The 19,917-nt window shown below is 56.3% G+C and carries 14 protein-coding genes; 6 read left to right on the forward strand and 8 right to left on the reverse strand.

Going from position 1 to position 19,917, the window contains the following annotated elements:
- Positions 1–21 precede the first annotated feature (21 nt).
- The 5 genes from CAURIC_RS10945 to CAURIC_RS10965 all read left to right on the forward strand — a co-directional run bounded on the left by CAURIC_RS10945 (position 22) and on the right by CAURIC_RS10965 (position 8,209).
- Positions 22–3,807 carry a murein biosynthesis integral membrane protein MurJ gene (locus CAURIC_RS10945; protein WP_290182814.1) on the forward strand — a complete coding sequence of 1,262 codons (3,786 nt, stop codon included), beginning with the start codon at positions 22–24 and terminating at the stop codon, positions 3,805–3,807.
- 475 nt (positions 3,808–4,282) lie between these two features.
- Complete coding sequence (locus CAURIC_RS10950) at positions 4,283–4,939, forward strand: RNA polymerase sigma factor (protein ID WP_084588227.1); 657 nt, start codon at positions 4,283–4,285, stop codon at positions 4,937–4,939.
- Between the two features lie 89 nt (positions 4,940–5,028).
- Positions 5,029–6,180, forward strand: coding sequence for a thioredoxin-disulfide reductase (gene trxB / locus CAURIC_RS10955; RefSeq protein ID WP_035115400.1), 1,152 nt, complete (start codon positions 5,029–5,031; stop codon positions 6,178–6,180).
- Between the two features lie 289 nt (positions 6,181–6,469).
- A complete protein-coding gene (gene trxA, locus CAURIC_RS10960; protein ID WP_290182816.1) occupies positions 6,470–6,793 on the forward strand; it encodes a thioredoxin in 324 nt (107 codons plus the stop codon).
- Positions 6,794–7,024: 231 nt separating this feature from the next.
- Positions 7,025–8,209, forward strand: coding sequence for an N-acetylmuramoyl-L-alanine amidase (locus CAURIC_RS10965; RefSeq protein WP_035115403.1), 1,185 nt, complete (start codon positions 7,025–7,027; stop codon positions 8,207–8,209).
- Between the two features lie 25 nt (positions 8,210–8,234).
- Here CAURIC_RS10965 and CAURIC_RS10970 read toward each other — a convergent pair whose 3' ends face one another.
- From CAURIC_RS10970 to rsmG, 4 genes are all read right to left on the reverse strand, one after another.
- Entirely contained in the window at positions 8,235–9,578 is a 1,344-nt protein-coding gene (locus tag CAURIC_RS10970) for a hypothetical protein (protein ID WP_290182818.1), read from the reverse strand.
- A 501-nt stretch (positions 9,579–10,079) separates the two neighbouring features.
- Positions 10,080–11,378, reverse strand: coding sequence for a ParB/RepB/Spo0J family partition protein (locus CAURIC_RS10975; protein WP_290182820.1), 1,299 nt, complete (start codon positions 11,376–11,378; stop codon positions 10,080–10,082).
- Between the two features lie 44 nt (positions 11,379–11,422).
- Positions 11,423–12,361 (reverse strand): ParA family protein, encoded by a 939-nt coding sequence (locus CAURIC_RS10980; RefSeq protein ID WP_035115410.1) that lies wholly within the window; start codon positions 12,359–12,361, stop codon positions 11,423–11,425.
- A gap of 876 nt (positions 12,362–13,237) precedes the next feature.
- A complete protein-coding gene (gene rsmG / locus CAURIC_RS10985; protein ID WP_035115412.1) occupies positions 13,238–13,897 on the reverse strand; it encodes a 16S rRNA (guanine(527)-N(7))-methyltransferase RsmG in 660 nt (219 codons plus the stop codon).
- A gap of 655 nt (positions 13,898–14,552) precedes the next feature.
- On the opposite strand from rsmG, the gene CAURIC_RS10990 reads away from it, so the two are divergent.
- Entirely contained in the window at positions 14,553–15,743 is a 1,191-nt protein-coding gene (locus tag CAURIC_RS10990; protein WP_425474821.1) for an IS30 family transposase, read from the forward strand.
- A 1,158-nt stretch (positions 15,744–16,901) separates the two neighbouring features.
- Here the strand turns inward: CAURIC_RS10990 and yidC are convergent.
- The 4 genes from yidC to rpmH form a co-directional block, all read right to left on the reverse strand.
- On the reverse strand, positions 16,902–17,876 hold the full coding sequence (gene yidC, locus CAURIC_RS10995; RefSeq protein ID WP_290182824.1) for a membrane protein insertase YidC: 975 nt from the start codon (positions 17,874–17,876) through the stop codon (positions 16,902–16,904).
- A gap of 117 nt (positions 17,877–17,993) precedes the next feature.
- A complete protein-coding gene (gene yidD, locus CAURIC_RS11000; RefSeq protein ID WP_083284215.1) occupies positions 17,994–18,263 on the reverse strand; it encodes a membrane protein insertion efficiency factor YidD in 270 nt (89 codons plus the stop codon).
- Positions 18,232–18,651: a ribonuclease P protein component gene (rnpA, locus tag CAURIC_RS11005; RefSeq protein WP_084588166.1), complete on the reverse strand. Its 420-nt coding sequence runs from the start codon at positions 18,649–18,651 to the stop codon at positions 18,232–18,234. Before rnpA ends, yidD begins: the two co-directional genes overlap by 32 nt.
- Positions 18,652–18,899: 248 nt before the next feature.
- A complete protein-coding gene (gene rpmH, locus CAURIC_RS11010; RefSeq protein WP_013889512.1) occupies positions 18,900–19,043 on the reverse strand; it encodes a 50S ribosomal protein L34 in 144 nt (47 codons plus the stop codon).
- Between the last annotated feature and the right edge of the window lie 874 nt (positions 19,044–19,917).

Genomic DNA, 19,917 nt, shown 5'->3' on the forward strand with positions numbered 1-19,917 from the left:
GTTGTGGCACAAAATGGAGAAGTGACTTTCCCCCAAGACAACGATGAGAACCCCCATCGCGGGCGAGAAGCGGATAACCCCGGACGAGCCCCAGCTGGCCAGCGTGGCCGGTTTCGCCGTCCTCGGCCTCCGGCGATCGTACCCGGAGCCAACGATGGTCCAGCCCATAGCGGTGTTGGGGAAGCTGGTGGCGTCGGTCATGGGGTAGAAAAAGCCGGCGAACCGCAACGGTCCGACAACCATAGTGCGGGTAGCACAGCTAAAGCTGAGCCCACACAGGCTGCTGGCGAGGCCCAAGCAGCTTCCGGCGCCAGCAGCGTTGGAGTGGTTGAGGCGAAACGCTCTACGGGACCCAGTGCTCACAACGACGATGCTGATAATGAATCCGGCAAAAGCGCCACCGATGAAGTGGTGCGTGCGGGTGGATCCATGGCGATCGCTACTCTGCTGTCGCGCATCACGGGATTCCTGCGCACAGTGCTCATCGGCTCGGCATTGGGCCCGGCGATCGCATCGGCGTTCAACACCGCCAACACGTTGCCCCACCTGATTACCGAGCTGGTTTTGGGAGCGGTGTTGACGTCCCTTGTGGTTCCCGTGCTCGTGCGTGCAGAGAAGGAGGACCCCGACGGCGGCGAGGCTTTCATTCGCAGACTGATGACCCTCACGTTCACCCTCATGGGGGCCGTGACGGTTTTGTCCATTCTGGCCGCGCCATTCCTGGTGGAAGTTGGCCTGGATGAAAACGGGCACGTCAACATTGATATCGCCACGTCAATCGCCTACCTAGTGCTGCCGCAGATCGTATGCTTTGCGATGTTTGCGGTGTTCATGGCGGTGCTCAACACCAAGGGCATGTTCAAACCCGGCGCGTGGGCCCCAGTGGTCAACAACCTGGTCACGTTGGGCATTTTGGTGCTGTATTACATGCTGCCTGACGAGACGAAGCTCAACCCCAACGAGTCCGTCACGATCACCAACCCGCACATCTTGTTGCTGGGCCTAGGTACCACCTTGGGCGTGGTTGCCCAAGCCGCCATCATGATTCCGTTCCTGCGCAAGGCCGGGATCAACATGAAGCCCCTGTGGGGCGTGGATAAGCGTCTCAAGGCGTTCGGTGGTATGGCGATTGCCATCATCGTGTACGTCGCAATTTCGCAGGCTGGCTGGATGCTGAATAACCGCATTGCCTCCCAGGCCTCCGATGCCGCGGTGACCGTCTACATGCAGGCCTGGCAGTTGTTGCAGATGCCCTACGGTGTGATCGGTGTGACCCTGTTGACCGCCATCATGCCCCGGTTGTCGCGCAACGCTGCAGACGGCGATGACCGGGCTGTGGTTCGCGATCTCACCAGCGCAACCAAACTCACGCTGCTAGCTCTCCTGCCGGTCATCGTTTTCTTCACAGGTTTTGGCACTTTAGTCTCCGCCGCGCTGTTCCAGTACCAAAACTTCGATCTGGAGACCGCGAATGTGCTGGGTTGGACAATCTCCTTCTCCGCGTTCACGCTGATTCCTTACGCGCTGGTCATGCTGCACCTGCGCGTGTTCTATGCACGCGAGGAAGTGTGGACTCCCACTTACATCATCGCTGGTATTACCACCACGAAACTGGCACTGGCGTTTTTGGCTCCTCATATTTCCACTGAACCGCGCCTCGTCGTGGTCCTGCTGGGCGCCGCCAACGGTTTCGGCTTCCTTACTGGTTCGATCATCGGTGCTCTCTTGCTGCGCCGTTCGCTAGGTAGTTTGCAGGGCCGCGATGTTGTGAAAACGGCACTGTGGACCGTGGGGGCTTCCCTGGTTGGTGCGCTCATTGCGTGGCGGGTGGATGTATTACTCGCCACTTATGTATTCCAGACCCCGGCCAATCCATGGTTCCTGATTCGTATGTTGATCGTTGGGCCAATCTTCCTGATCGTCACGGGTCTGGTGCTGTCGCGGTCCAAGCTGCCGGAAGTCGACATGTTCGGCCTCATGCTGGCTCGCATGCCGGTGGTCGGTCGTTTCTTTACACCTCGACGCCCCGTCGATGCCGACCGCGCCGCCGCCATTGCAACTCCGGATTCCGCGGACCAAGCCCAAATGGCCATGCAGGAAACCGGTGTGCTCGGCGACTACGCGGGTACGTTCATGCCACCCATGTCCGCGGGTCGAGTCCGTGGTCCGCGCCTGGTGCCCGGCGCTCCCATGCTGCAAGGACAGTACCGCTTGCTGGCCGATCACGGTGGTTCTCCGGCAACCCGGCTGTGGCAGGCCCGCGAGATGTCCACAGGCAACATCGTGGCGCTGACGATTATGGACCCCGCAGCCTACGTTAAGAATGCTGTGAAGGCTGACGATACGCACACCACCAAGATGGTTCGCGTAGCCCGTGCGAAAGACGATATGTTACGCCGCTCCGCCACCCTCAAAGACATGGATTGCAAGGGTATGGCCACTGTGCGTCGCGTCATCGATAACGGAAACCTCGTGGTTATCGTCTCTGACTGGCTGCAGGGTTCCCCGCTGTCCACCGTGGCCCAGTCCGGACCGGATCCAATGGCCGCAGGTTATGCAGTAGCGGCCCTAGCCGATGCTGCCGATGACGCTCACAAGGCCGGCATCCCGCTGGGTATCGATCACCGCGATCGGCTGCGCATTACCACTGCCGGTCACGCGCTCTTAGCGTTCCCCGGTGTGCTTCCGAACAACACGGAGCGCCAAGATGCCCACGGTATTACCGTGGCGTTGGGATTGCTGTTGGAGCACCTGCCGGACGAAGAAATTCCGGAAGAGCTGGTGGAAACCTACCGCGAGCTCAAGGCCATCAATACGGATCCCGATAAAGAGGTGGATCTGCACAAGGTCGCCAATCATCTGCGCAAGCTCACCAGCGGCGATTTGGACGTGGAAGAGGACGACGTTCCAGAACCCACAAAGGTCGCCGGTTTCGGTGCGGAGCCGGCCCGTGCGCCACGATTGGCCCTCATCGCGTTCGTCACGTTCTTGATCGTGGCCCTGTTGGCGGCGGCTATCGCGGGAGTGGTAAGCGTTGTTGGCGGCGATAGGAATGATTCGCCGCTATCCACCAATTCCATCCGCCAGGGTGCGGAGCGACTGGGTGATAAGACCCCACGTCCAGTGCCCGTCGCCAACGTGGTCGCGTGGGCACCGGCAGATGCTGAGGTGAAGAAACCCGGCGACTCTGGTAACCCAGCCTACGGGCCAGATAATCCAGATCGGGCACACTTCGTCATCGACGGCGACCCCAATACGGTGTGGTCTACGGAGAGCTATCTCAATCAATTGGGCTCCCAACCCCCGGCCTTCAAGCAGGGCACCGGTGTGCTGCTGGAAATGCCGGCGGAAACCCACTTTTCGGAGTTGGATCTTTCTGGTTTGACGCCCGGCGCCCACCTAGAGGTGCGGATTGCTGGGGACTCGGCGGATTCGCTGGCGCAGACCCAGGTTCTCACTGGCTTCGACGTAAAGCAGCCCCACACGATCATCCGGCTGGATGATTCGCAGCGGCGTGGCGCGGGAGAATCCGCGACGGCCCAATCGTCTGCCGCGCAGCCAGGTAACGCGAGCTCGAACGCGGATAGGTCCGGTCGGGCCACCAGCGGTGCTCGCGATGGTGTGCCTCCTGGAGCGGATGTCATCGACCTTCCGAAGAACGCGAATACCGAGGGTACGAAACTGATCATCTGGGTCACGAAGGTGGCGGAACCGAAGAATACCGCCAGCATCGGCGAAATTGACGTGCTGGGAACGTGGCGGGGCATGCCCGAAACGGAGGAGCCCGCGAAGGCACCCGCGCGGTAACAACGCGCGTTGGGGGTTATTGCAGCAGCTCTCTCACCTGAGCGCTTCGCGAAGTACGTTCATCGGTAGTTCGTGGGTCCCGTTCGCGGGCCCCGTTCGTGAGTCCCGTTCGTGAGTCCCGTTCGTGAGTCCCGTTCGTGAGTCCCGCTCGTGGGGCCCGTTCGTGGTGAGTACGTCGCACCGGCGACGCCACAGCTTCGTGAACAGCACCCACGGTAGCCCTACGCCCCAGAGTTATCCACAGATTCGCCGGTTTCATACCGGCTGGCGCGCCACTATAAGCAAGTTATCCACAGGGCGGGGAGAAAACTCCCCGCCCTGTGGTGTTACCCGCTAGACTTCGGAATCACGAGCTTGTGCAAATCACGCCTAAGCTTCACATTCAGATTCAGAGATACCAAGTTCAATTGGAGCAACACGAACTCTGGAGCGCGACGGGGGTTGAGCATCCAGAGAACTAGGGGGATTCATTGTCATGGAACAAGGTGGCGTCGACCCACAAAGAGCCGAAGGCACACCAACGGCGACAGCGCTGGCGACGGCGAGTGATGAACAACTATTGCGGTGGCACATTGGCCGGCCCGCGGGAGAGGGAGTATGCCGGGGGACTGCGTTTCGGGAATTAGTTCAACGGCACCATCGGAAACTCTGGTGGGCCGTACGGCGCGTGGATATTCACGACAGCCACCACATGGATATATTTCAAGAGGGCCTCCTGCGGATACATCGCCATGCCCATCAATTTCGCGGAGAAGGATCATCCGTTTCCACGTGGATGACCTCGATTATGTACAACTGCGCGCTGACGTACGTGGCCAAATTGCGGCGCGAGGCCAGCCCGCAGCCGGTAGAATTGGAGGTCACTCTGCGTGAGATGCCAGCGAAAACTATTCGGGAAGAAAACACGGTGGAACGGTTGGATGTATACGCCAACCTCAAGAAACTAGATCCGAAAGTACGGCAAGTGGTCGCCCTGAATTTCCTTGCCGGGTTGAGCGAGGAGGCCACCGCGAACCGCCTGGGCATTCCAGTAGGAACTGTGAAATCGCGAAAAAATAGGGGGAAAAAGCAGATGCAGGCACTGCTGGTGGCCGACGGGGGTGGGGAATACGCGTGTCGTTTAGCTAGTTAGACTGGGTGGGCGGAACGTGCTTTTAGTGGGCGGAACGTGATTTTAGTTAACGATGCATAGCCCCGGCTAACGAAGAAGAGAAGGAAGTCATGAATCAGCCATTTCTGCAGGGTGGAGGCTTTTTGAAGGCCAATACGAATAGCGACGATAAGGTCGGGGCACCAGCAAATGGGGATGCCACCAACACGCAGGTGGCGCCGGGCCTGGGTGCTGGCGCCCAGTTTATCGGCGTGGGGGCAGCGGGTGTTGAGGAAGCCGGTGCACAGAAGGTAGGACCGGAATCGGCTAGTGCCGGGGCTGACGAGCAACCGGTCGATGGAAAGATTCATGACGTAATCATTGTGGGATCCGGCCCGGCCGGTTACACCGCAGCAATCTATGCCGCTCGCGCGGAACTGGAGCCCGTCGTTTTTGAGGGCATCGAGTACGGCGGTCTTCTGATGCAGACCACCGAGGTGGAAAATTTCCCCGGTTTCCGTGATGGCATTCAGGGCCCCGACCTCATGGAGGAAATGCGAGCTCAGGCTGAGCGCTTCGGTGCTGACCTGCGCGGCGAGGATATCGAGCGCATCGACCTGACGGGTCCAGTGAAGAAGCTATGGGCCTACGGCCAGCTGTACTTGGCTAAGTCTGTGATTCTGGCAACGGGCGCGGCGCCACGCTATCTGGGTGTACCTGGTGAGGCCGAGCTGCTGGGGCACGGTGTATCCGCATGTGCCACCTGTGATGGCTTCTTCTTTAAAGACAAGAAGATCGCCGTCGTCGGTGGTGGCGATTCGGCCATGGAGGAGGCCGACTTCCTCACGAAATTTGGTTCGAGCGTCACCATTATTCACCGCCGCGACGAGTTCCGCGCTTCCAAGATCATGCAGGAGCGCGCCAAGGCCAACGACAAGATCGACTTCGTCATGAACGCCAAGGTCGTGGAGGTGCTGGGAAGCACCGCTATGACTGGCCTGAAGTTGGAGGATACCGTCACGGGCGAGCAGCGAGACGTCGAGATGGACGCGATGTTTGTAGCCATCGGTCACGATCCACGTGTGGCCATCTTCGAGGGCCAAGTGGCGCTGAAGGAAAACGGTTATGTGCAGGTCGACGAGCCTTCGACTCGCACCAACGTTCCGGGAGTATTCGCCGCCGGTGACTTGGTAGATTCCCACTACCAGCAAGCCATCACTGCAGCTGGTTCCGGCTGCCGCGCGGCACTGGATGTTGAGGCGTACCTGGCCGGCTTGGAATAGCCCACTTATTCACTTCGGTGGGTTGCCGTTCAAGCACTGGTGGCGCGCCAGTACCCGGCAACGTTGGTTGTTACCGAACCACTGGGTAAACTGCCGATTAGAGACTGCATATTGATTTCTCGCTCATGTTTTGGGCTGATAATGGAAATCAATGGGTAGCCGGTTGTAAGGGCCATCATCTTCTGGTGGCTTTCGCGCTGTGTGAATCGTCTACGTCCACAAAGAGTCCACAAGAGTCTTTGCGGAATTGGGGGATTTAGCAGAGCACTACGAAAGGAAGGACTCGCCAGTGGCTGATATTCAAAAGCTCAACCAAACGAACTTCGATGAGGCCATCGCGTCACCAGACAAACCCACCCTCGTGGATTTCTGGGCTGAATGGTGCAAGCCCTGCAAAGCCATGAATCCGGTACTCGAGGAACTGGCCGCGCAGTATGACGGCAAGGCGACCATTGCTAAGGTCAACGTGGATGAGGAACGCGGTTTGGCTGCGCAATTCCAGGTCATGTCTATTCCCGCACTGATGATCTTCAAGGCGGGGGAGCGCGTAGCTGAATTCAATGGTGCACAACCGATGAACAAACTCCAGGCCCACCTAGATAAGTGGGTGTAAACCAGTCAGCTCGGTTGCGCAGAGGAACACCGTGACCTGCTGTCCCTGCAGGGGATAGGCCACGCACAGTTTGGCTAGCGCCACCGGATTCCACCCCAGATGCTTGGACCCATGAATTCTGAGTACACCACGACCACACCACCGAAGCGATACCGGACCGATCAGCCCGGTGCGCAGACACAACCTGATTCGACCCCTCGGACCATGAGACCAAAGGAGTTTTAGAGGCACATGGAACGTTTGCTTCTTCAAGTCGGTGACAGCAGCCCCCGCGTCGCCGAGGTTCGGGGTACGTTGGCCCGTTTGGGTCTATTGGAGGGTTTTAAGGGCGACGCCACCGGACTCAGCAAACAGCGTTGGTCAGCAGAGGACCAAGTGTTCGACGCCGATCTTGCCGAAGCCCTCAAGGCATTCCAGCAGCAACGCGGCATCATTGCCGACGGGATGATTACCTCCGGTACTCTGCGCGCGCTGCGCGAGGCCTCTTACACTCTCGGCGCTCGCGTACTGTCGTTGCAGAGTAATCAATTCGTGGGGGACGATGTTGCGCAACTGCAAACACAGCTACACGATCTGGGCTTTTACACCAACCGCGTGGACGGCCATTTCGGCCACAAGACGCACGCAGCGGTTGTTACCTATCAGCTAAATTATGGCCTCAACGACGATGGGGTCGTGGGCCCAGACACCCTGCGTGCGCTGTCATACTTGGGGCGTCGAATAACCGGAGGTTCCCCGCAATCCATCCGGGAGAAGGAGCAGATTCGCACAGCCGGGCCACAACTGTCCGGCAAGCGCGTGGTCATTGACCCGGGATTGGGAGGGGACGACAAGGGATTCGCCGTACAGGGGCCTTACGGCGAGGTGACGGAGGAGGAGATCCTGTGGGATCTCGCGGGTCGCATTGAAGGGCGGATGATAGCTGCGGGAATGGAGACGATTCTGTCTCGCCCACGTTCCGCGAATCCGAGTAATCAGGATCGTGCGAGCATCGCGAATGCCTTTGGTGCCGATTTGATGATCAGTTTGCGGGCAGATATTTATCCGAATGAACTCGCCAACGGTTGTGCTTCGTTCTATTTCGGGTCACTGTCTGGTTACTCCTCAATGGTGGGCGAGAAGCTCAGTGGCTTCATTCAGCGCGAGATTTCAGCCCGCACACCTCTGCAGAATTGCTATAACCACGGCCAGACGTGGGACCTGTTGAGGTTGACCAGCATGCCGACCGTGCAGGTCGTGCCCGGTTACCTGACGAATCCAGGCGACATCGCCGTGCTGACCGACCCCGCGATGCGCGACACGATCGCCGATGCCATTGTGGTTTCCGTCAAACGGCTGTACCTGCTGGATAAAGACCACCACCGCACCGGTACGTTCAGCGTCACGGAAATTATTCGGGACGAGTTACCGAACTAGGGCACATTTGGGAGTTTAGTTCGCGTTATCCTTGCGGCTGCCCATCCTCAGTGGACGCCGAGGGTCCGGAAACTTCCGACCGCATGGGGCTAAGACGGCCGTTGTCACCACCTAACACAGTATGAATTTCCTCTGGCCCGTTGAGTTCTTGGTGCTCCGCCTTTTCGAACCTAGCAAACACGCTCATGGCTTCGGGCAGCTCACGGCGATAGCGCGGGTACTTGGGGTGGTGCGCCACTACGCTAAATCCCTCCGCTTCCAAGATGTCCTCTGACAACAATGGAGCCCATTCCAGAGCGTCTTCTAACGCGACGTTCTGCACCTCTTGAGGGTCTTCCTGCAGCGCAGCAATCGGCGCTGCAGGCAAACCGCAAGCCAGCGATGGGGTCGGGGATGTTGTATCAGCTGTGACCGGTGCAGTAGTCGATACTTGCTCACCCTCGTTCGCCACCTCGTCGGCCTGTGCGCCGCCCTCTCCTGCAGTACCACCTAGGGGAGCCGATCGACCAGCAGCCGTTCCGCGGAGCGCCGCTTCGTTGGCTTGATCGTCCCACGAATTTCTGCCTTCGGTGTATCTTCCGCGTTGATTTTCCCCAATACTTTCCCCACGACGTTTTTCTCCTGCACTTTGCCCGCGTTGTTCTTCACCAACACCTTGCCCACGTTGCTCTTCACCAACACCTTGCCCACGACTAGCCTTAGCCGCTTGACGATCCCACCCGCGATACGCTTCGGGAATGAACTGCAACTCCTGCAACGGTGTCAGTGGCAATGCCCGGCGACGGTTGGCATCGTCCTCACTGGCAACATGGATCGCCGCAGAGCGCTCACCTTCCTCTCCACCCATAAGTAGGTGGCCCTTCCCGTTCGCAGTGTCGTTCTGGTCTGACTGAGGGCTTCCAGGCGTAAGACCCATCGCCCGTTGAATAACCGTGTCATCAAATTCCTCTGCGCGCGCAAAAGCCTCTACGGCCTTCACACCACGCCGAGTCGCCTCATTAAGAACGGTGTCAATCAGCTGATGCTCCAAGTAAAGCCCCATATACGCATCCGAAACGTGCACCGTACTTAAAAGAATCGCATCGGGGGATACGGGTCCAGTCGGCAGTTTCCTCGCTCCCGGCATGTACGAAATCGGTGCGAAGAACACCGTAGCCGCCGGTACAGGATTGGAATCAACGTCACCATTATCTACAAACGCCGTGTAACCGCAAATGCCCCAGGTTAAATGCGTATTTTGCATCCAGACCTGCTTGTCGAAGATCTCGTCCGCTCGACTTGGCTGCGGATGTGTTGGCTCGGTCTCTCGCTGCCAAAACATATCGGACGACGCCCCCGGCTCCACCGAACGCATTGTGGAGGGGGTCACGGCATGGATGTTAACGCGCACCTAGACCTACCCTTCACCACGCTTTGTTGGAACACTCGTTTGTGCCTATTTTATTGTTCACAACACAGGAAAGGGATTGAATCGTCGAATTCTTTATTAAGAGTTTGCTGGCGATTAGTAAGGGCACGCCTTATCAAGGTCGGTGTCCCTTCTCTCATCAATGAAGAACGGTGAATCATCCCTTCGTCTAACCGTAGTGCCCCTCGAACCAATTGTTTCACGTGAAACATCGCCCGTCAGCCATTGCCAACTGCATTAAGCCCACCGCAAACAGAAACCCAGCGACGATCCCGGCCTATACCGTGTTTAGGCCCGGGCTTTGGGCCCGGGCGCGGATGTACCGGCTCTGTCAGCGGGGTTTCTCGGATTCCCTACAATGTTTGCCCGGGCGCGGATGCGCCGCCTCTGTCAGCGGGGTTTCTCGGGTTCCCAACAATGTTTGCCCGGGCGCGGATGCGCCGGCTGGGAGTCTAAAACTTCCTAGCCGCGGTATTTCAGCAGATCGGTGATCCGATCGAAATCCTCAGGGCCACCGAATTCCACCACGATCTTGCCACGCTTCTTCCCCATTTGGACCGAGACCTTCGTATCCAACGCATCCGAGATGTCTTCTACCCACGAAGAGACCTCGGGCGCCAATTCCTTAGATGGGCCGGTCTTTGGCTTCTTGCGAGCTCCCTCGCCGCGGTTCAGAAGAGTTACTGCTTCTTCCGTCGCCCGCACACTCAACCCCTCAGCCACAATCCGATCAGCAATTTGGCCCTGAGCTCGGTGCACATACTGTGTCGCTTCATCATCCGCGATTTCCGATGGTGCCCGAACCCCCAAAAGCGCACGAGCGTGACCGGCGCTCAAGACACCGGCACCCACCCGACGTTGTACAGCCACAGGCAACTGCAGCAACCGAATCATGTTTGTGATCAGGGGGCGCGATCGACCTAGCTTCTGCGCCAGTTGCGCCTGTGTCACCCCGAACTCTTCGAGCAATTGCTGATAGGCCGCAGCCTCCTCCAACGGATTCAGCTGAACGCGGTGAATATTCTCCAGCAGCGCATCGCGCAGCATGGCATTGTCTTCGGTCTCCCGAACAATTGCCGGGATAGATTGGAGCCCAGCCTTCTTCGATGCCCGAAGACGGCGTTCACCCATAATGAGCTCAAACTCCGAATCCCCGTGAGGGGAGTGCCGCACAACAATCGGCTGCATCAATCCAAACTCACGGATAGAGTGAACCAGCTCGTTCAGAGCCTCTTCGTCAAAAACTTGACGCGGTTGTTTTGCGTTGGTACGAATCGCCCCAATGGGTAACTCTCGATACTCCGCACCAAAGCTATTGGTTTGCCCGGCCTCTGCAACGGTTGCCTTGATGCCATTATGATCTTTTTGTTCGCGACTTTCGGCCTGACCAATGCCAGCCTGAGTTACGTCACGGTGACGATATGTTCCCTCGCCCTTCCGCGATGCTGATGGGTTCGTTTGACCCGGGGTAGGGGAGTGGCTGGAGTCATCCTCACGTAAACTGCCTGCAGTAGCCCGTCGGCCATAAGCTCCGCGGTCCCCTCTGGAGGTTCCACTTTGACCGTGCGCTGGCCTTCCCTCGGAGATAGCATCGGTCCGTTGCTGCCCCGCAATCCGTTGAGCTTGTGAACCATTGGAGCTACCTGCACCCAGGATGACGTTTGCAGCACCGTCCCCCAAGGACGGCTTGTTATCTCCACTTGGAATCAAAGATGCTAAGCCGCGACCAAGCCCACTACGCCTGTTAGCTGTTTGCGGCATCACCTTCGGCATTCTGGGCTTCTTATTATTGGCTTCACCCATAATTAATTAATCCCATCGTGTAGTTCTGGTGCAATCCCGACTGGAGCAGTTGTAATCCCAGGCAAATAATCCCCTCGTTTTGCCATCTCAACTGCAGCATCAAAGTAAGCAAGAGCCCCTGGTGATCCTGAATCGTATTGCAACACGGTCTGACCATAACTCGGAGCCTCCGAAATTTTAACCGAGCGGGGAATGCGGTTATCCAATACGACAGAACCAAAGTGGTCCCGAACCTCGTCGTTGATCTGTGCGGAAAGCTTTGTCCTTGCATCGTACATCGTTAACAACACAGCCGAAATGTGGAGGTTCGAGTTCAAGCTTTCACGGATCATAGATATGTTGTTGAGTAGCTGGCTCACACCTTCTAGCGCGTAGTATTCGCACTGAATTGGAATTAACACCTCGTCCACGGCTGTCATAGCGTTGATGGTGAGCAAGCTCAACGAGGGTGGGCAGTCAATGAAAATAAAATCGAACCCGTATTCCTTCACAAATTCCTCGGACAAAGCGTCTCGAAGACGGTACTCGCGGCGAACCATACTGACAAGTTCGATATCGGCTCCCGCCAAATCTATGGTCGCTGGAATGCAGTAGAGATTGGGGTTGTCCGAGCTCTGTTGCAATGTGTCAGCGGGGTCAACGCCCCCTACCAATAGCTCATAAGAACCAGGAGTGCCTACGGTGTGTTCAGCGTCCAATGCTGTGGATGCATTGCCCTGCGGGTCCAAATCGATCACTAGGACCTTCAATCCGTGCAGTGCCAGCGCCCACGCAAGGTTGACGGCGGAGGTAGTCTTTCCCACGCCGCCTTTCTGGTTAGCCACCGTGAGCTTGCGACACTGTTCTGGTTTTGGCAGTTTAAGCCCGGACGTATTCTTCAACCGCGCGGCTTGCCTAGCAGCGCGCCCAATCGGTGTGTCATCCCAATCCACGGGTGCCATACACTTCCAATCTCAAACCTGTTTGCACTGTTTCCACGGTTTCACGTGAAACAAAATAGGATCCAAAACATGTGTTCCGGCGAAGTGAAAACGCCGTGACACTAATAGAGCAACAACTAATAGATTATTCTACCGATGCGACAACGTCGAACCCGCCGGAAAGGTCTCAACTGAGGCCGAATCGGACTACTCCCACTTCGTGACCCATTAAAAGCACCACCAACAACCCGTGACAGCGTAGAGCCACATGTATGTGCGCGTCTGCGGTGAAACCCAGGGGTCTCATGTCCATACCCCTATCGTCGACGTGCACAAAGCTATGCGCTCGTCGAGGTGCATAAAGCTGTCCGGTTGTTCCTTTCAACCCAAGCACTCATAACAAGCAAAAACCCGAAAGCGACCATGCGAACAGGGAACTGGACACCGTGGTAGCACGGTAATCTCCCGCAGCTGCAGAATTTAGCTTCAAACGATACGCCGCTACGAGTGTGCGCTCTAGCAAAACAGTGAGCATTACTAATGGCCGAGAACCACGAAGATAGGCCGTAGGCCGTGACAAAGCCGATAGAGGAATCACGACAAACGCACCTTTCTGCCTAGCAAACACCCCAGATCGTCCAAAGCCTGCCGATCGAACGTCAACCGGAAACAATTACGTCAGCCAGGGACAACTACGTCAACCACGCGTTCAACATGAAATCCATGCGCTATCAAGAACCGTTATTCGGCGAAGGAACCAGAAAGCGGCCACAACCGAAGTACTCCCGGCCGTTTTCAGGCCACTAGCCACCGCTGCACGGATACTCAAGGGCCAAACGTGCCCCTTCATCGACTCTAACAACGAGGAAACGTCATGATTCAACGACGAAAGGGATTCTAGGAGACCCGTGGAACTGAGACCACAAAAGTCGATTGTTCTAGGATGCCCATGCCAACGCTATGGACTTCCGGCTGTCCACCCCCGGTGCGCTTAATGACGGCAGCATCTCGCTCAATTTCCTCATGGACTGAAGATCCTTTGATAGCCACCATTGCGCCTCCAACGCGCACCAAGGGGAGGGACCATCCTGTCAGCTTGCCAAGCGGGGCTACGGCGCGAGATGTGGCCACGTCTGCACCTCCAATTGCTTTTCGGATTTGCGGATCCTCCGCGCGACCACGGTGAACGGAACAATCCAGTCCTAGTTTGGCCACTGCTTCTTCTAAAAACACAGTGCGTCGCAGCAAGGGTTCAAGTAGCTGGACCTCAAGATCTGGACGTGCAATGGCGAGCGGAATCCCGGGGAGGCCCGCACCACTTCCCACATCAATGACCCGAGCATTCTGCAAAACGACCTCACCCAAGACCGCCGAGTTGAGCACATGGCGCTCCCAAATACGGGAGACTTCTCGGGGACCGATTAATCCACGCTCAATGCCATCGGTTGCAAGCATTTCGGCATAGGCTTCTGCTAGGTTAAGGCGGTTTCCAAAAACCTTCTTTGCGATCGGAGGAGTGGGACCTAATGAGTTCTGGATCAGTTCACTGTCGGACATGAGGCGGCTACCTTCCTAGTAAAAAGCAAAACTTCCCACCGCGATGTTTCACGTGAAACAAACCTCAAGAGCCCGCGGTGTTCGGAGCGAATCGCTTTCCATAGTTTACGTTCTTTGGTGCTCATTTCCCTCACTCGGGTAGGAACCAGACCGAAGAAACGGCCTATAGAACGACTACGACTCCGTGTTGGCAGACAAACGCCCCGGACCGAGGCAAGTTCTAGTGATCGTGGAAACACCTGACTTCGTGTGAGGTGTTGTCTTGGAGTCTCGGTGGGACCCGGATTCTGTTGTGGTCGAACGTTTTTGTAGTTTGATGCAGGCAGGAAGCTCTGTTCGTGCTGCCGCTGTCAGCGTCGGGTTGCCTCATTCTGTGGCGTATCGGCTTGCCCGGCAGTTGGACGTGGAAGTTCGACGATATCGTGTTACGTCATCGGAGGATTCAGAGCGTATCAGCCAGTTGTGGCTTGCTGGTTGGGCGCCGATGGATATTGCTCGTCAATGCAAGGTCAACTCGAGCGTGGTCTATCGGATCGGTATTGAACTGGGCTTGTGGAAACGCAACCCGCATGGACGACGAGCTGCCGCAACCACCAGACGCTGCGGGTACCTACAGCTTAGAGTCAATGCGTTAGGGCGCAAGGATGCTGCATCGGTGTGTGGCATCAATCAACGTGATGCTCTGGATATCGACAAAGGTCTGATCAAACTGGGCAGACAGCGCGTAGCGTTTGAACCCGATGGGCCCGATAAAGCACTGTATAACCGGCTCATGCAGGTTCTTGAGTATGTAGACGGCCGACAGTCACTACCTATTGCTATCGTGCCCCAGGCTCGTATTGATCAGCGCATATCACCGCGGTATCTCAGCATTGAAGAACGTGAGCTTATTTCTGATTTGCATCATCAGGGAGTAGGAGTGCGTGCCATAGCCCGCCGGTTGAACCGCTCACCCGGCACTATCAGCAAAGAGCTACGCCGTAACCAAGATGACTTTGGTCTGTATTTGCCCACTCATGCTCATCGCAAATCAGTGCTTCGGAGATTCCGGCCCAAAAAACGCAAGATCGACTCCGTGCCGGCTCTATGGCCAACGGTTATGGATATGCTGCGTGAGAAGCTTTCTCCGGAGCAGATTGCTGGACGGTTGCGTAAAGATCATCCCGGCGATGACACTATGCACGTGTGTACTGAAACCATCTACCAAGCTTTGTTCTTCCAGGCCAAAGGCGAGTTGAAGAAAGAAATCGCATCATGCCTGCGCCAAGGACGCACAGTGCGCAAACCGCGCGGGCAACGTATTGCCAGGAACCGATTCATCGATCCGATGGTGATGATTTCGGACCGGCCTGCCGAGGTCGAAGACCGAGCTGTGCCAGGGCACTGGGAAGGCGACCTGATACTAGGCAAAGGAAACAAGTCCGCTATCGGAACTCTCGTCGAACGAACTACCAGGTATGTGATGTTGCTGCATCTTCCTGATAGCCATGACGCTGTCGCTGTCAGAAACGCCTTAGTCAAGGCCATAGGCACTCTTCCCAATCACCTCAAAGGATCGTTGACCTGGGATCAAGGAAGTGAGATGGCAGGACACAAATCCTTTTCAGTCGCCACAGACTGCCCAGTGTACTTCTGTGACCCGGGATCGCCGTGGCAACGCGGTACCAACGAAAACACCAATGGGCTACTGCGACAATACTTCCCGAAAGGAACCGACTTAAGCGTTCACACCGAACACGACCTGGAATTCGTAGCAATGCAGCTTAACCGGCGTCCCCGCAAAACACTCGACTTCGACACTCCAGCAGAACGAATGGCCGCCCTGCTAGGGTTATCAGAAATATAGGATGTGTTTCCACGACCGCAAGAATCCGCCCGACACACAGGAAACACAAAAACCCCGGGCCAAAACGACACTGTGACACTTGGGGCCGAGAGATTGCTAAACCTTGAATCCACACGCCCAGGCATCACCGGACCCAAACCCCGACTGCAAAAGTGCGCAAATTCGAACCACAACAGCCGGACAAAACTTCATTTAAACCCAGACTACAAAGGTTCACAGCAGTTCGAAGCCCAATAACCTGACATCACCGAACCCAAACTTGGGCTGCAGGGGTTTACGAAAATTCGAGCCCCAATTATTGAGCCGAGCCCTCGATGAGGTCGGGCCGTTGGACGTAGTAGACCCAGGGTAGTAACCGTGGATCAAGACGATCGCATAACAAAACCCGGTTGCATCACCCCGCTCCGAAGTGAAACCCGGACAGCTACGGATCGGGTTGGCCATGCAGACCATCGTTGTCCCTCCTCGGGATGCATCGAAACGAGAACTGTACGCGTGAGCACATCGTTGTTTTCAGAACGGGCCCGGAGCCGTCCGAACTTTACTTTGGGAGCGAGCTCACAGGGAATTCCGCTAGAAGGTTAGTCGGCATACAGAGAAGTCTCGGTTCCTCATCCATAACAACGGGAGCTTCCGGGCTTCACGGTCGTTGGACACCACGTCCTCGGTTCCTCATCCTTAACAACGGGAGCCGTGCAGACGTAGCCTCAACGATTGAACAACAGTCGGATGGTGAACGAGTAGCAAAGTAATAGGGGTGATGAAAAGGAAGACGACCGGGAAGAAAAGATGGTTTCTAACGATAGCCAGAAATCGTTAAACCCGAGGTGACCCAGGTTGATAAGCGGGGCGCCCCACCGAACCGAAAAAACAAGGCCAAGTACCGCCCAGTAGTAGACTCTTCCGCTTGGTTTCACGTGAAACATTAGCTCAATAAGCTGAACACCAGGCACCGGGGGTATCACATAGCGAGGAAAAGGCAGTCCCGAACCATGCGCGGGAAATACTTATCAGCGGGGCCGCACAGCACGAACGTCCGATGGGAGGAGCCCCCTGTTATCCAGATGTGCGTCACCTTATCCGGATATGCGCTACCTTATTAGGCAAAAGAAAAGCCCGCACCATTGCGGTGCGGGCTGCTTGGAGTTCAAAGTGGGTCTAACGCTTACCCTTCTTCTTTGGGTTAACTGGGCGAGCGCCAACCTTTGGGGCGGACGTGCGACGGGCAGCCAACTTGGCCTCCTTCTCTGCCTCCTCCTCACGATCCATCTTTTCGTAGAGAAGCTTCTGTTGAACCAAGGTCCACGCATTGTTCGCGAACATGTAGACAGCCAAACCGACCTGCCACATGAAACCACCCGTCAAGTAGAGGACAGGCATAACCCACAGCATCAAGCGCTGCATCATGTCCATTTGCATCTGCATTGCCTGAGCCTTTTCATCGACAGGCTTCTTTGGATTTGCGGCTTGACGCTTCTTCGTGCGATCAATCGACATGCGCGCAGTGAAGTGCATCATCACTGCCGAAGCCAGCATCAAAGGCACGATAAGCAGGATGATATTGGTGCGAGTGAAGTCAATGCCCATCCCCTCGGGGGAGAAAGCATTGTAATTCGCCGGATCCATTGAGATGTAGCCAGACAGCGGACTTCCAAACAAGCGGGCATCCAAGAACGACTGAACTTCGTTCACACCGAAGAAGTAGTTCGGGGTATTCCTCGTCTCTTCAACGGACATGCCCGGAGCGCCGAATGTGGTGCCGGTGCGGTTGAAGGAACGCAGCACATGGAAAAGGCCCAAAAAAATTGGCATCTGTACCAATGCCGGCAGGCAGGAAGCGAGGGGATTAACACCCATTTCCTTTTGAACCTTGCGCATCTCAATCGCCAACGCTTGGCGATCATTCTTGTACTTGCGCTGAAGCTCCTGCATCTTAGGCTGGAACTCTTGCATTCTACGGGCTGAGCGCATTTGGTTGGCCATGGGTTTGACCAGCAAAACACGAATCGTGAACACAAGGAACACAATCGCTAGCAGCCACGTAATGCCGGAAGCGGGATCCAACACAAAGCTAAATACTTTGTGCCAAAACCAAAGCACTCCCGAGATGGGGTAGTAAATAAAATCAAGCACGTCTAGAAAAACCTCCAAGGCAGTGCATGGACACGGTGAAAAGTCGTTGTCAGTGGAAAATGGTCGCGAGCCCTCCCGACGAAGCCGGGAGCACCCTGGTCGTTTACGGCGACCTATCTAGTGTCGACGCCGCGGTGGGACTGGGTCCCACCCACCCGGGTGCCACGGACCACATCGAGCCAACCTCCCGAGAGCAAGTAGCCCTCCTCGGAACAACCCGTGTCGACCGAGGGCAATCAGAGCGTAATTGCTGCAAGTGGGATCAAAACGACACGTTGGACCCATTTTAAGGCCTGAAACGTGATCTTGGTAAACCAAAACCGCTCGGCGTGCCCATTTAGCGCGCGGTGCGGAGTCAGAGTGCCCGTCGGATGCAGCTGTACACATCTTTCACAAGCTCCTTGTAGGTTGTTGATGCTGCAGCGGGCAGGGCTCGCAGAACGATCGTAGTTCCCGGAGCACATTGCCATTCGAGGTCAACAAGGGCATCCCTCACCGCGTGGCGTAGCTGACGAGAAACTCTATGGCGGGCCACGGCATTGCCGACCGCCTTCGAAACCACTAAGCCCACGCGTGGACGGGGGGACAGGGCCACCGCGTCTGGTGACAGTGTTTCACGTGAAACATCATGAAACCGTCTTGTCGATGGTTCCGGATAAGGAACTGCTGGGGGCAGGATATAAACGACGACCGATCGAGAACCCTTTTTGCGGCCCCCTCGGACAGTGCGCCCAAAATCAGTAGAGGAACGGAGCCGATATTCCGGTGATAACATGCGCCCTCGTTTCTTCGGTCAACCCTCGGAAGTAAATTCTAGCGAGTTCCTAGCCAATCAATCGGAATTCATGGTCCCAGACTCCTGGCATGCCAGTCCATACCGAGTCGACACGGCGGCGTAGGAACCGACTGCAGGTGCCACACCCAAGACGAAATACGAATCTAAAACGAAACCAGCTCGGAGGCGGCCTACGCTACATGAGCGTAGAACCACCTCCGAGCTGGAGAAGGAAACCGAGGTTTCAATTAAGCTGTCAGAGACTTACGACCCTTGCGGCGGCGTGCAGAAACAATTGCACGGCCGGCACGGGTACGCATACGGGTACGGAAACCGTGAACGCGTGCGCGACGACGGTTGTTGGGCTGGAAAGTACGCTTGCCTTTGGCCACGGTACTTCACTCCTTACATCGGTATATGCACGCGAATAACGACAAACTCTGAGGGGAGACCCCACTCAACGTCATCGGTATGCCCGTGCATTCAAAGCTGGACATACATACCAAACCGGGTTCTCACTCTTGCTCGACGCGATCGGAGCGAACAGACAACATGAGAACGAACTCTGTTCAACGCGAGAGCGAAATGCTACCAACGAAAATCGTTGTTGCTCCCATTCATCACACGGTCCATTCATCACACAGTCGGGCGCGAGGAACCAGCAGCTTGGTACCACTTGCGGCAGTACGCGAACAGCGAGGTGGAAATGCTGAAGCGCGAGTGCCATAGACCCGTTAAGAATACGCCGAAACAGGGGCAATAGACAAATTTTGGACTGAGGAGGTGTTTCCCCAGTACACAGGGCAAATCCCACAGAACCGATACACCCTGTGGATAACTCATCTACCCCCAAACCCTAAAGCCTTGCTTTAACCCTTATTATTGCTGGTCAAACACCCTTTTGTATGTCAATTCGAGTTATCCACATGCGACGGGTACCTTGGGGATAACATGTGAACAAGAGTTATCCACAGGTGTGGATAAAGGTGTGGAAACGCAAGTCAATGGTCAAATAGCCTTGTGAACCGAACGGTGGAAGAACAGTGGACAGAAAGGGCGACGTAGTACCGAGAATTCACCCCCAACCACCCGTCGGCGCCGCCCGCCTGCACGATGTTCCCACTCATAGTTAACAACCGCCCGCTAACCCCCTAATAACCACTCCAAGCAACAACCCCCGAAAATACGTCCGAGCTGCTCCTAAAGGACGAGCTCAGCACCGATAACAACAGATGCCAACAGCTAAGACTTTTAATAACAATCACC

This window comes from Corynebacterium auriscanis, assembly GCF_030408435.1.
GTDB lineage: Bacteria > Actinomycetota > Actinomycetes > Mycobacteriales > Mycobacteriaceae > Corynebacterium > Corynebacterium auriscanis.